At 65.5% G+C, this 12100-nt stretch carries 14 protein-coding genes; 13 read left to right on the forward strand and 1 reads right to left on the reverse strand.

Going from position 1 to position 12100, the window contains the following annotated elements; translation table 11 throughout:
- Positions 1-353: 353 nt before the first annotated feature.
- From B7L05_RS15855 to B7L05_RS15880, 6 genes are all read left to right on the forward strand, one after another.
- Positions 354-1247, forward strand: a complete 894-nt coding sequence (locus B7L05_RS15855; protein ID WP_085811269.1) for a replication initiator protein A — start codon at positions 354-356, stop codon at positions 1245-1247.
- Between the two features lie 186 nt (positions 1248-1433).
- Positions 1434-2198: a hypothetical protein gene (locus B7L05_RS15860; protein ID WP_085811270.1), complete on the forward strand. Its 765-nt coding sequence runs from the start codon at positions 1434-1436 to the stop codon at positions 2196-2198.
- A gap of 349 nt (positions 2199-2547) precedes the next feature.
- The gene (locus B7L05_RS15865; RefSeq protein ID WP_085811271.1) at positions 2548-3555 is read left to right on the forward strand and encodes a hypothetical protein; all 1008 of its coding nucleotides are present in this window, start codon (positions 2548-2550) and stop codon (positions 3553-3555) included.
- Between the two features lie 357 nt (positions 3556-3912).
- Positions 3913-4305, forward strand: a complete 393-nt coding sequence (locus B7L05_RS15870; protein ID WP_085811272.1) for a hypothetical protein — start codon at positions 3913-3915, stop codon at positions 4303-4305.
- A gap of 21 nt (positions 4306-4326) precedes the next feature.
- Positions 4327-5004: an SOS response-associated peptidase gene (locus B7L05_RS15875; protein ID WP_085811273.1), complete on the forward strand. Its 678-nt coding sequence runs from the start codon at positions 4327-4329 to the stop codon at positions 5002-5004.
- A gap of 68 nt (positions 5005-5072) precedes the next feature.
- Positions 5073-5933 (forward strand): LPD29 domain-containing protein, encoded by an 861-nt coding sequence (locus tag B7L05_RS15880; protein WP_085811274.1) that lies wholly within the window; start codon positions 5073-5075, stop codon positions 5931-5933.
- Here the strand turns inward: B7L05_RS15880 and B7L05_RS17540 are convergent.
- Positions 5930-6076 carry a hypothetical protein gene (locus B7L05_RS17540; RefSeq protein WP_179187249.1) on the reverse strand — a complete coding sequence of 49 codons (147 nt, stop codon included), beginning with the start codon at positions 6074-6076 and terminating at the stop codon, positions 5930-5932. The two genes, B7L05_RS15880 and B7L05_RS17540, sit on opposite strands and share 4 nt — an antisense overlap.
- A 238-nt stretch (positions 6077-6314) precedes the next feature.
- Here B7L05_RS17540 and B7L05_RS15885 point away from each other — a divergent pair, with 238 nt between their 5' ends.
- The 7 genes from B7L05_RS15885 (at position 6315) to B7L05_RS15915 (ending at position 12038) form a co-directional block, all read left to right on the forward strand.
- Positions 6315-7925, forward strand: coding sequence for a PRTRC system ParB family protein (locus tag B7L05_RS15885; protein ID WP_085811275.1), 1611 nt, complete (start codon positions 6315-6317; stop codon positions 7923-7925).
- 32 nt (positions 7926-7957) lie between these two features.
- Positions 7958-8386: a PRTRC system protein E gene (locus B7L05_RS15890; RefSeq protein ID WP_085811276.1), complete on the forward strand. Its 429-nt coding sequence runs from the start codon at positions 7958-7960 to the stop codon at positions 8384-8386.
- 37 nt (positions 8387-8423) lie between these two features.
- On the forward strand, positions 8424-8630 hold the full coding sequence (locus tag B7L05_RS15895; protein WP_085811277.1) for a PRTRC system protein C: 207 nt from the start codon (positions 8424-8426) through the stop codon (positions 8628-8630).
- Positions 8631-8899: 269 nt separating this feature from the next.
- Positions 8900-9796 (forward strand): hypothetical protein, encoded by an 897-nt coding sequence (locus tag B7L05_RS15900; RefSeq protein ID WP_256926802.1) that lies wholly within the window; start codon positions 8900-8902, stop codon positions 9794-9796.
- A 7-nt stretch (positions 9797-9803) separates the two neighbouring features.
- Positions 9804-10628, forward strand: coding sequence for a PRTRC system protein B (locus B7L05_RS15905; protein WP_085811279.1), 825 nt, complete (start codon positions 9804-9806; stop codon positions 10626-10628).
- Positions 10625-11284, forward strand: coding sequence for a PRTRC system protein A (locus B7L05_RS15910; RefSeq protein ID WP_085811280.1), 660 nt, complete (start codon positions 10625-10627; stop codon positions 11282-11284). The genes B7L05_RS15905 and B7L05_RS15910 overlap by 4 nt, the downstream gene beginning before the upstream one ends.
- Positions 11274-12038, forward strand: coding sequence for a PRTRC system ThiF family protein (locus B7L05_RS15915; protein ID WP_085811346.1), 765 nt, complete (start codon positions 11274-11276; stop codon positions 12036-12038). Before B7L05_RS15910 ends, B7L05_RS15915 begins: the two co-directional genes overlap by 11 nt.
- The last annotated feature ends 62 nt before the right edge of the window (positions 12039-12100 follow it).

The following is a 12100-nucleotide window of genomic DNA, read 5'->3' on the forward strand; positions in this document are numbered from 1 at the left end:
TCCCTCGTGCTTTTGGGAACCCTGTCTGCGCGTCGGCGGAAATTTCCTCAAAGCGCCAACCTCGAGCGTCGAACGCCAGGAACGGGCCGCCATCCTGCAGACGGCGCGCGCAGGCCAGCGACGCTGCCAAAGTGGCTGATTTCTACGGGTTAGGACCGTGTGTGGGGTACGGTTCCTAAAAGCACGAGCCTGCGCAAAAACTGCGCAGTGGAGGGCCTCTCCCGGTGGGGAGCAGGCCGACTTTGCCCCGTAAGGCCACGAATCTTCGTGCTTTTAGGAACCCTGTCGTCTCGACCCTCCCCGAGAGGCCAGCTTCGGGCTATAACCGCAATCGTCGACATGCGAGGAATGCCATGGGCGCGGTCACCACAACCGATAATGCACAACTCAACCTGCTCGACCTAGATAGCCCGCTCCAGGGCAAGGTCAGGGGTGAGCGCAGCATCATGGACTACCCGCTCTTCTCACTTGCTAAGAAGCCGCAGACCGAGCCGCAGCACTATGAGATTGAGGGCATCAGCATCGAGATCCGGCCTAGCGGTGGCGGAATCGCGACGATGTACGACAAGGAAATCGTTCTTTACGCGATCTCGCACATCAACGCTCGCCATCGGCGCGGGGAGCGGGTCGACAATACAGTCGTCTTTGCGGCCCACGACTTCTTCCGGGCAACCGGCGTGTCGCGTCCATCGAAGCGAGATTACGACCGCTTTCAAGAAGCGCTGGGTCGGCTGCAGGGCACCCAGATCAAGACGAACATCCGGACCGGCAACGCCGGCAGCAAGGGCTGGTTCTCCTGGTTCTCGGAAGCGGTGTCGACCACCCGGCGAATGCCCGATGGCTCGGATCAATTGGAGTTCGTCAAGGTCATCCTCTGCGAGTGGCTTTATCGCGCGATCACGAGAGACCGCGAGATCTATCAGTATCACGACGACTACTTCCGGCTGAGCCTGTACGAACGCCGGCTCTATGAACTCGCGCACTGCTATGCTCGCGAGGACGAGCACGAGATGCCGATCGAGCGCTTCGCCCAGAAGATCGGGTCGAGCGCTACCATCAAGAAGCTCAAGAACACGCTCAAGGAGATCGAGGCGGAGGACCGGATACCGGAATACCGTGTCGAGCTGCGCGATATCATCGAGGACCAACCCGCCATCGATAGCCTCGGCCGTAAGCGGCAGAAGGTTCGCAGCGTCGTGGTTATGCGACCTCGCAAAAGCGACACCACGCCGGCGCTCGCGGCCTAAAGCGGGAACCCCGCAAACGGTCAGGCTTTCTTAACCACATCTGGGTTACCCCCCCCCAGAGACGAACCGCGCTCCGCCATGCCCTTGGCGGGGCGCTTTTCATATGTTGCCGGCCCGCCGCGCCAGAGGCGCGGGAGGTAAGGGGGAAGCTGGCTGAGGAGAAACACCTCAGACCGGAGCAAGTCCATGGCCAGCACAGAGATCGCGTACATCGGCAGCGCGCCGGCGGAAGAGGAGTGTGCGCAGGTCGGGCGAACGCCGCAGTTCGAGCGGTATAACGGGCTGGAGGTCGCGATCTACCGCGCCGCGATCATCGCGCGCTGGGGATCTCCACCATCGGGGGTCAAGCTTGAGAGCGCAGTCTGCCGGCATGACTTCGGCAATTATGCGGAGCTTCAGGCCCGCTACGATCCCGAGGATGAAATCGCTTGCGCCTATGTCGAGGCGATCGAGAATGGCCTGGCGAAGTGGATGGACGTCGGCTTCCTCGCTCCCGTTCTCTACGACGCGGCGTCGCGCGTAATCGAGACCAAACACTCCTGCCGTAACGAAGCGGTCTGCCGCGTGATCGTCAGCCTGGAGCGGCAGCGGATCGACAGCTTCGGGTCGCCGGCTGAAGCGATCTTCCTAGCTAACCTGCGGCAGGCCTATCCTCAGAGCGCGGCCGACGCGGACCAGCTCCTTCAGCAGCTCGCGACGGAGCGAACTATCCGAGCGCCTCGCGACCGACGGGTCGGGCTCTACTACCCGTACAAGCTGACCTTCTACCCCGCGCTCTTCAACGATCATCGAGGTCCGGACTTCCCGAAAGGCGACGTGATCGACGTGACGGCGCACGAGCTCCGCCTCGGCCGCTGCCGGTACATTGCCTGCGAGATCGGCACCGTTCTCACCATCGATGACGCCCTGGCGCTCTGCTGGGAGCACATGGCGCGATACGTCATCATCTGAACCGCCGCATCGTCGCCGCCCAGACCTCGCGGAGGTGTCGGGTGGCGCGAGCCAACCAGGGAATGCCCGATGCTCCAGGTAGCGAAGGGGCCGGCTGTGTGCGCGAAGCCGGGCTGCGAGCGCTCTTGGCCGCGAGACCCCGTCCTCGAGGTGCGTTGCCCCGACTGCGCCGCCCCGATCGGCGTCCGCTGCCGACGTCCCAGCGGCCATTCCGGCCCGTTCGTTGGTCTCCACGCATCGCGCGATCTCCTCGCCGACCGACAAGGCGCCTACGGCGCATGTCCTCTCGGAACCTGTGGCCTGCAGGAGCCCGCCCGCCAAGGGGCTCTTCTCTTCTGAAGGTTCGACCATGCCAATCGAGATCGTCGTTGGCCTTCCTCATCTGAGCGAAGGCCCAATCCTCCAGCGCGCGCGTCGGCTCCAGGTTCCAGCGCTCATCTCCGCAAACTGCCTTTCACGCTGGGATCGCCGCAAAGGCTGGCCCGAGTGGCTCGGATGGAAGACCGGGCCGCTCCAGAATGCCGTCGGTCTCCGGAGCCTCGACCTCGATAGCGGGGGGTTTGTCTGCGCCTCACGCTATGGCGGAATACCTTGGACGGTCGACGCGTACATGATGCTGGCGGCGAGCTACCCGTTCAGGCGGATCGCAAGCCTTGATTACTGCGTCGAGCAGGAAATCGCCCGCGACCGGGAGGAGGTGCTCGACCGGCTCTCGCGCACCATACGAACGAACCGGGAGTGCCGCGCGCGCGCCGAGAATCTGGGCATCGCGGACCGGTTCATGCCGGTGATCCAAGGTCGCGCACCTGTCGATTACGAGCGTGTGTGCGATGCTCTGGCCTTGTCGATGGTCCCCGGTGCGATCATCGGCGTTGGAAGCATGTGTCGACGCGCCGTAGCCGGCCCGGAGGGCCTAATCGCCGTGTTCGAGTATCTCGACCGGATCCTGCCACCAGGGGTGAGGCTTCATGGGTTCGGAGTGAAGGGTACGAGCCTCAGCTACCTCAAAGGGCTCGAACATCGGATCGCAAGCATCGACAGCCAGGCTTACGGGATCGCTGCCCGTCAGGAAGCGCGCAAACGCGGCGCTTCGAAGACAAACGAGATGGTCGCCGATCATCTTGAGGCTTGGACGGCAGCCCAGATCCATCGAGCCCGCTCTGCCGCGACGACGATCCAATGCGAACTACCGCTCTCGCCGCCGGCCCGAGTGGTCACCGACAGCTGGGAGGCGGCGATCGCCCAGGCGCGGCGGGAAATCCGCGACCTGATCGAGTCCGGCGATCTCGATCACGACGAGGTTACGACAGCTTGGGTCGAGGGGTGGGCGGCCGACCTCTACGCGGCTGCTGCGTGACGCCGATACCCGGCCTCTTCACCGATGACTTCATCACCAGATCGGAGGCGACCATGCCTGTCCAGACGGTTCACCTATCACTCTCGTTCGACACGATTATCAAGGATCACCCGAATAGGCCGCTGCGGAGGCGGATATGACCCGAATGTCGGTCGAGTACGGCGATTGGCCGCGAGCTGAGGCCATCGCCGCGGCCCACCAGGGCACCTCCGTAATGGTTCACGACAACGGTGATGATGAAACGATTTTCATTCGTGAGACGACCGGCTGACGGCCGCTCCTGTTCCGACCGCCTTACCACAAGCCGTGGTGACCACGGCGGTTCGCCGTGCTAGCACCATAAAGAGGAGACGATCCATGTTGCAGAAGCAAGTCGCCACCCGCGCTGTTTCCGGCACTCACCGACACGAAAAGACGCCGAAGCGCGACTGGCGCGTCTTCTTCGCAGTCGTTCTAGCAGCAGTCGCAATTGCCGCTGCCATGCTGGGATTTTCGCACCTGCCGCAGGTCTACCAGAAGCTGGTCGTGCTCACGATGCTGGGCGGGTGCTTAGGCGTGTTCGGCTGCGTCTTCGGACTTGGCTTCGGCCGCACAGGCATCGGCCTCATCTCGGCTTTGGCGGCGCTCGGGAGCATGTCCGTCGTCATGAACGATGGCCTCACCGCAGCGTGGATCATCACCAGCGTGCTTGGCACAATCGGTGCCGTTCTCCTCGGCCTCCAGCTTTCCGATAGATCGTCGGCTGCTTGAAGGCGTCAATCTTGGTCGGTCATGTGTAATCGCTATCGGATTTCCGCAAAGCAGGCGGCCGTCATGCGTGCTTGCGGCTTCGAGCCGCCCTACGCGCCGGACGAGGTCTTTCCGCCCACGCGCGAGATCTTCCCGACCGGCACGAAGACGGCGCGTTATGGTCCGGTTGTTCGACGCTCCGCCACCGGCAACCGGCCGCTCGAAATGGTCCTCATGGAATGGGGCTTCCCGACCAAGATCGCGAGCAAGCGCAACCCCGAGGTGAAACTCGCCAAGTACGTGACAAACGCGAGGAATCTCGCGTCGGGCATGTGGAAACCATCGCTGAACAGCCCGGAACGACGGTGCATCGTCCCGTTCACCCACTTCGCGGAGCCGCACCCCGACGGAGGAAAGGGCGACGACGGACTTCCGAAACAGATGTGGTTCTCACTCCCCGACCAGCCCATCGGCTTCTTCGCCGGCCTTTGGCGCCCAACGGAGCGCGGCAACGCATTCGCCTTCGGCACGACGGAGCCCAATGACATAGTAAGGCCTTGGCACCCGAAGGCGATGCCGGTGATCCTGAGACCCTGCGACCTTCTCACCTGGCTCGACGGCGACACCGCCACTGCGAGCGCCCTGGTAAAGCCGTATGACGGGCCGATGTACCACCAGGTTGAGACGCCAAGGGGGGAACTGATCGAGGTCGACGCCTGAGCCCCTGAGGCGACCCAAGCTGTCAGGAGAGGAGAGAGGCGGAAGCGTGCGAAACCAAGGAGGTTCGCATGATCCGAGCAGCATCTTCCCTCACTCTCGCGCGCGGCCGGCGCGTCCGTTGCGCCCTTCACACCCATGGCACGGGCATTGTCTTCGCCGTCAACGGCACGCCCGATGCCGGCTCGGTCCGCTCCATCGCTGGCGTGATCGCGACTGGCGGGCGAGCGACGGTCGACGTCGTCTTCGACCGTGGAAGCATCAGCAGGGCGGTGCCGGAGGCAATCGTTCGCGGCGTTCAGTGGAGCATTCTGGACGAGATCGCGACGGAGGAGGAGATCGCGTCTGCGTTGGCGCACGCTGCGCTCTCCAAAGCACAGGCTGCTGACGCCGCCGAGCGGGCCGAGACGGCGCATCGCGCAGCGCTCGAGCAGCTCGCTTCCGACCCAGCCTATGCTCACCTGGAACAGGGCAGCGACACGAGCGGCGCGCTCGCGATCCGGAACGTTCGCCGGATGCTGAAGCAAGCGTTTCCCCGCTGTCGCTTCTCTGTCCGCAAGGATGGCTATGGGTGCTTCCGAGTAGCCTGGACCGACGGACCCTCGGACGACGCCGTGAAGCCCATCGTCGAGCGATTCCAACGCGGCCGGTTCAACGGCATGGAAGACATCTACGAGGCCGATCGCCACAACGCTTGGTGCGAGACCTTCGGAGGCGCCAAATACACCTTCACGAGCCGAGAGATATCGGCAGAGCTCTATGACCAAGCCATAGACGTTCTGTGGCGCGACTTTCCGGCGAACCTTGCCGGCCTTGCGCGGCCGTCCGGTGACACATTCAAGCAGAACGGCAGCCGCGCGCGCGTCCCGGGACTCGACGAAGATCTGGACGTCCTGATCTGGCGCGTCGCCCGCGGCCTTTCGGTCGGCTAGACCACGTACCTGACCCAGAGGGCGAATAGCGCGCCCCAGAAGGCGACGATCAACGCGACGACAGCCGCACCTTTCAGCCGGCTTCGGCTGACGCAGCGCATCTTGTCGCTGCGCGTGTGGCCAGGTTCATCGCTGACCGTCATCGCCGGTCGCCTACCGCCACGTTCATAACGCTTGATGAGCGAGCGCACCGGCCAGCGCCGATCTGATCCGTTCCGGACGAACCTCCCGCCATCAGGACGGTCCGCTTCGACGCGGGCTTCTCCAAACGAGCCGCCCTTCGGGCCTGTGGAGAGAAGGGGGAGGGTGATGAGCAGGCTCGCCGCAGGAAGGGCGTGGCCACGACCCGCCGGCCTTCCACTTCCCACAAGGAGACCCGCCTTGACCGCGCCCAATCCGACCACTTCCACCACGATGGCCCTCGCCAACATCACGAAGGGCGACAATCCGCGTCGCTATTTCGACCGCCGCAAGCACGAGGATCTCGTCGCCTCGATCCGCCTTCGTGGCGTGCTGCAGCCGATCCTTCTTCGTCCCGCGCCGAACGATCCCGGTCGCTTTGCGATCGTCGCGGGCGAGCGCCGCTACCGGGCCGCGCTGGAAGCCTTCGGCGATTCCGGCGAGATCCCGGCGGTCGTTCGCGAGATGTCGGATCAGGAGGCGCTCGAGGCTGCGATCGACGAGAACGACGTTCGCGACGACGCTTCCGAGACCGAGCAGGCCGACGCCGCGGTCCGCATCCTTGCCGCGTGTAATGGCGAGCACGCCGAAGCAGCCCGCCGCCTTGGCTGGTCGAGGGCGAAGCTCGATCGACGCCTCGCGCTGGCGAGCCTTTCCACGACGGTGAAGGCAGCGCTGGACGATCGCAGGATCAAGGTCGGTCACGCCGAGCTGCTTGCCGCGGTTCCGGCTGACAAGCAGGATCGAGCCCTCGCGACCATCCTCGCCTCCGGCCTCCACGTGGCGAAAACGCGCGAACTGCTGATGCGTGTCACTCAGAGCCTCGCCGCTGCCGCCTTTGACAAGGGTGAGTGCACGACCTGCCCGTTCAACTCCGGCACGCAACGCGCGCTGTTCGAGACCCATGTCGACGACGGCCACTGTACGAACCCCGGCTGTTTCCAGCTCAAGACCGATGCTGCCGAAGCCGTCCGCGTTGCTGCAGAGGCGATGGCCAGCGCCGCGGTCGACGAGGATGGCTCGCATGACGTCGATGCCACAGACGACGAAGACGGCCCCATGGCACCGCCGGAACCGGCCACCCTGCTCGGCAGCTCGCCGACTCTGCCGGTTGCGCCTCCGCCATCGACACCCGCCGCGCCCGCTCGTGTCGGCTCGACCGCGACGAAGTCCAGCGTGACGGCTAAGTCGATTGCCGCACGCACGACCGACCTTCGCGAGGCGACCTGGCGCAAGGCGCTGGCGCGAACGCTCGCTGCCGACGCTGGCAAGGCGCGCAGCACCATTCTGGTGGCGGCGATGTCGGGCACCCTGTCGCAAATCAAGGGAAGCACGCTGACGGCGCGAGCGGCACTATTGGTCGGTCCCGGCTTCCCAGACCTCGGCTTCAGCGCCAAGCTCATCGAGATCGAGGCGCTACCGGAAGCCCAGGCGAGCAACGTGCTCGCAGCGATCGGTGCAGCCTACGCCAAGGACGTCGCGAGCTTCGCCCACGTGGCGGATCTGGCCCGCGCTTTCGCGATCAACCTGCGAGACTCCTGGCATGTCGACAAGGCCTTCCTCGACCGCTTCACCAAGGACGAGCTGAGGTTCATCGCCCAGGAGTGCGGCCTAATCGCGCACATCGGCGACAAGGCCTTCGCGAAGCTACTCGCCGCCAAGAAGGTCGACCTGATCGCCGGTATGCTGAACGCCACCGGCTTCGAGTGGAGTGGCCGCCTTCCGAGCGCGATGACCCTCGACGGCACCTTCGGCCCGCCCTCGCTGCCGACCCTCGATCCGACGCCGGAACTCGCGGCCATCGCCGCCTGACCTGCAACGAGCCTCTCTGAAAGGATCCCACCATGCTGATCGTCAGCCTTCTTCCGCTCCTCGCGCGATATTCGCTGGGGTTCGACCTCGTCGCCGGACCCGACGAAACGGTCACGCTCACCATCATCCCCCGCAAGGCTGAGGGGGCGAAACAGAGCCTCGATAGCGCCGAGGTTCGGCCGATCTCGTTGACTGGGACCGCGTCCGAGATCGACGCCGAGCTGGCCAAGGGCCCGGACGGCGCGCTCGCCCAGCTCATTGCCTCCCGCAAGACGCTCGCCGACCAGATGGCCGAGCAGCGGGCTGCAGCCGAGGAAGCGCGGACCGCAGCGGCCGAGACCGCGAAGGCCAAAGCCGCGACCGCGCCCAAGGCGCCGCCGGCACCGCCTGCTCGGGTGCCGAGCTCCACAACGCCCCCGGCCGACGCCACTGCCGACGAGCCCGCCAGCCTCTGGGACTGAGCCACTCCATCATCACGCCAACCGCCTGGAGGCTACCATGCAGATCACGCATCTCACCCGGACGTACCGCTATGACGGCATCGACCTTCCGGTTCCGCCCCATCTCGCGGACGATCCCGCGAACCTGCGCGCCTATCATGCGACGCTCTACCCCGCGATCTTGAACGCCGAGACGGTCGACGGCGGGGTGTCGGGCACCGCTCACGTGATCGAGTACCGCCGCGCCGTCGGCACGAAGGGCTGACATGCCCCAACGGACGCCCAAGCGCATCCCGTCCCCGCCGCGCAAGACGCTCCTCGAATGGATCGAGAACGACGATGGCGACACAACTGGCACGACCGTCCCCGCCTGCAGCAAACAGGCCCAGGCGCTCCATGAGCGGATCCTCCTCGCCCCGCATGGGGACGGCGCTCACGCGTCGGAGCCCATCCAAGCCCCTCCTGGCCTCCGCCTCGCCCCGCTCGGCTGACCTCGCCGGCCGCGCTGTCACGCTCTCGGACAACGTGCCGACCGTGTTCGACGCGCCGCTCGGATCGCACCACAAGCTGCTTGGCCGCTGGGTCACCTCGATGACGCCCGCAGCGAAACGCTTCACGCGTCGGGAAGCCCGAATCCACATCGAACAGGTGTTCCAGAACACCGTGCTCGAGGCTCTCGAGCCGGTGACGATGGCCGACCTGCGGGTCGTGATCCTTGCTGCTCAAGAGGACCGCCCGCCCGCCGCGGTCGTGACCTGCGAGAGTCTCGGGCAGCTGGAGCTTGGCTGGATCGAAACGAGCGAGGCTCCGATACCGTGGCGCGCAGCCGCGTATAACGCGCTCGAAAACACGCTCGGCTGCGCCCTGCCGGTCTTCGCCTATCAAGATCTCTTCGACGAGATATCGCTTTACTATTGGGAGGGCGAGGCGACCGACGAGGCTGCCCGCCAGTGCCAAATCGAGATGCACGGCGTCGACCCCGACGAGGTCGACGAGAACATCCTTCCGTCAGCGCTGAACGCGCGACGTCCCGCGTGGATGCTCGCCTCGAACGCGGGCCGCTCCAAGGAGCTACCCGCCCACCTGAGGCGGGCGCTCGCCAAGCTACGCGCCGCCCACCGGGCAGTGCGCCGGCTGCAGCCCGAGCGGAACGCCTGGCACTTCGTCGGGCAGGAAATCTACGAGTACATGCCCGGTGCCGAGGATTGCTCGTCCCTGCCGCCTCTGACGCTTGTACCCGTCGAGCAGTTCGCCCGGGAGATCGACGACATCGCCCGTCCCGGCATGGAGTACGGCTTCATGGACGTTGCAGGCCTGTGTCCCCTGTCCGAGCCGGGCCTGATCGATCCCTGGTTCGCCTCGCTTCGCGTCGGCGTCGACTTCCTGATCGCGGCTCAGGAGCTGATCCAGCTCGAGCCCACCAATTCGTGAGGGTGCGATGACACAACACACCGCCCATTTTGAGGCCTCCGCTGGCGGCATGGCCCTCAGCGCCGCCATCCTCCTCTACCAAACGGAATCCAACGGCACGCACCACGGCTATGATGCCCCCCGGGCCAACGCCAGCGCCTTCGCGAGCATCCACCCGATCGTGACGGAAGGCGCGGGTCAACCGACGATCGGCGCGGGCACCGCGCTGACCCGCGCCCATCTGCGCCGCTGGGCGGAAGCACTGGATCGCACCGCGCCTCCGGAAATCCTGCCCGAGAACGTGCTGGTTTCACATCCCGACATGCTGGTGTGGTGGGTGCCGGCGCAGACCCGTTCCGCATACTTCGCGCTCACCTCTGGCGCAGGCCTGGACGTGCTCTTTGAGCGCACCGTCAAACCGGTGCCCTATCCCGCGCACCTGTTCGTCGCGACACGCTCGAACCTCGGGGTGTATGCGTTGCCAAAGAGCGAGCGGCCGACCGCCGATACACAGGTTCTCCATTCCCCGATCCTCAACGTCTTCATCGACGGCCGGCTTTGCTGGGGTAACATTCCGAAGCCGAAGCGCCTGACGCCCTCGGCGATCGCCGAATATGAAAAAGCCGTCTTCGACTCTTGGTCGACCCACCCGAACCCCGGTCAGGAGCTCACGGTGAAGGGGAAGGGCGGACTTCTCCGGCTTTGGGACGAGCTCGCCAAGGGACGAACCCGAAGCTTCCCCGTCAAACGACTGCGCCCGTTCACATTCGCTGCTCGGTCGCCGGCAAGCCGCACGCGGTCGGCCGCCGCTGTGACGGTGGGAAAGCTTATCGCCGCGGAGACCCGCCGATGACCAGCCTGACGGACAACCAGACGGCCGCCGCGGTGCTCGCGGCCGTCCCCTGCTATCCAGTTCCGCCTACGGGGGCATCGCCTGCCATTGACGCGCTTCGGGCAGCCCGCTCCGGCCATGGCCTCGCCCTCGGCAACGACGGCCTCATGCTGATCTTGCGTCGGCCCTGGCTCGCGCTTGATTGCGCGATCGCGCCACCATTCCCAGCCTATCTGCCCTACGGCAGCATCGGCCGTCCCAAGGCAGAACTCCTCTGCGGCAGAATCCCACGCTACCTGTTGGACGCCATCCTGGCTCACCTTCGGAGCGCATTGCCGAACGAGGCGGCTGCGTTCGTCATCTGGGACGAAGCGGACGGCCAGTTCAGCGTCGAGTACCCGGAGGTCGATTGCGCCACGCCGTCGCGTCTCGTCTATCGCACGCCGGCCGTGCCCCCCGGCCGCCACGTCATCTGTGACATCCACAGCCATGGGACTGCGCCGGCCTTCTTCAGCGCAACGGACGATGCGGACGACGCTCACGCCACCAAGATCTCGCTCGTGTTCGGGCGATTGAACGATCCAGCCGGTCCCGACAGGGCATCACGCCTGTGCGCCGGCGGAATGTTCCTGCCGATGCCACGAAGCCCTTTCTCAGGAGATGGTCATGCAGACTGACGCACAGAACCGGCACTTTCTGCCGGCCGGATTCGACCGTCGCGTTCTGAAGGTGGTGCTGGTCGGGTGCGGCGGAAACGGCGCACAGATGCTGATGGGGCTTGCCTCCCTCGACACCGCGCTGCGTGCGTTATCGTCCCGGTCGCTCCAGGTCACCGTCGTCGACGACGACGTGGTCAGCGAGACCAACCTCGGCCGCCAGCCCTTTTATCGCTGCGACCTCGGCAGCTCGAAGGCCCGTACCCTGGTCGAACGGATCAATCTGGCGCACGGCCTCACCTGGCACGCCGTCCACGGTCGGGCGCCAGAGGCGCATGGCGTCGACGGTGCAGATCTCGTCATCACCTGCGTCGACACCGCCTCCGCCCGTCGGGCAATCGGGGGCGCGATCGCCGACGCTCGCAATGCACCGAGCTACTGGATGGATCTCGGCAACAGAGCGCGCGACGGCCAATATCTAATCGGCTGCCCGGGCGTCGATGGCGACATGAACCGCCTTCCGACCGTCCTGGAAGCCTTTCCCGAGCTGGCGGACGAGACGACGGTCGAAGACAACGCGCCCTCCTGCTCGGTTGCCGAGGCGCTCGAGCGGCAGTCCTTGTTCATCAACCGGGTAGTGGCAAGCCACGCCCTGTCCCTGCTCTTCGACCTCCTCGCTCGGGGTTCTATCGGCCACGCCGGCGCCTTCCTCAATCTGTCCAGCGGTCACGCTGCCCCGATCCCGCTACCGCGATCCCTCCCCATCGCTGCGTAGCCCGACCGCCTTTGACCCGATCCGGCTCGCGTCTCCACGCACCCAACAGTGCGACAGGCAGG

Origin of the sequence: Sphingomonas sp. TZW2008, from assembly GCF_002117915.1 — a bacterium.
GTDB lineage: Bacteria > Pseudomonadota > Alphaproteobacteria > Sphingomonadales > Sphingomonadaceae > Sphingomonas.

Excerpts from the sequence above, each read along its gene's own strand:
- B7L05_RS15855 (WP_085811269.1), top strand. The coding sequence starts at position 354 with ATGGGCGCGGTCACCACAACCGATAATGCACAACTCAACCTGCTCGAC.
- B7L05_RS17540 (WP_179187249.1), bottom strand. The coding sequence starts at position 6,076 with ATGACGGTCAGCGATGAACCTGGCCACACGCGCAGCGACAAGATGCGC.
- B7L05_RS15905 (WP_085811279.1), top strand. The coding sequence starts at position 9,804 with ATGACACAACACACCGCCCATTTTGAGGCCTCCGCTGGCGGCATGGCC.
- B7L05_RS15870 (WP_085811272.1), top strand. The coding sequence starts at position 3,913 with ATGTTGCAGAAGCAAGTCGCCACCCGCGCTGTTTCCGGCACTCACCGA.
- B7L05_RS15865 (WP_085811271.1), top strand. The coding sequence starts at position 2,548 with ATGCCAATCGAGATCGTCGTTGGCCTTCCTCATCTGAGCGAAGGCCCA.
- B7L05_RS15910 (WP_085811280.1), top strand. The coding sequence starts at position 10,625 with ATGACCAGCCTGACGGACAACCAGACGGCCGCCGCGGTGCTCGCGGCC.
- B7L05_RS15915 (WP_085811346.1), top strand. The coding sequence starts at position 11,274 with ATGCAGACTGACGCACAGAACCGGCACTTTCTGCCGGCCGGATTCGAC.
- B7L05_RS15875 (WP_085811273.1), top strand. The coding sequence starts at position 4,327 with ATGTGTAATCGCTATCGGATTTCCGCAAAGCAGGCGGCCGTCATGCGT.
- B7L05_RS15880 (WP_085811274.1), top strand. The coding sequence starts at position 5,073 with ATGATCCGAGCAGCATCTTCCCTCACTCTCGCGCGCGGCCGGCGCGTC.
- B7L05_RS15895 (WP_085811277.1), top strand. The coding sequence starts at position 8,424 with ATGCAGATCACGCATCTCACCCGGACGTACCGCTATGACGGCATCGAC.
- B7L05_RS15890 (WP_085811276.1), top strand. The coding sequence starts at position 7,958 with ATGCTGATCGTCAGCCTTCTTCCGCTCCTCGCGCGATATTCGCTGGGG.
- B7L05_RS15860 (WP_085811270.1), top strand. The coding sequence starts at position 1,434 with ATGGCCAGCACAGAGATCGCGTACATCGGCAGCGCGCCGGCGGAAGAG.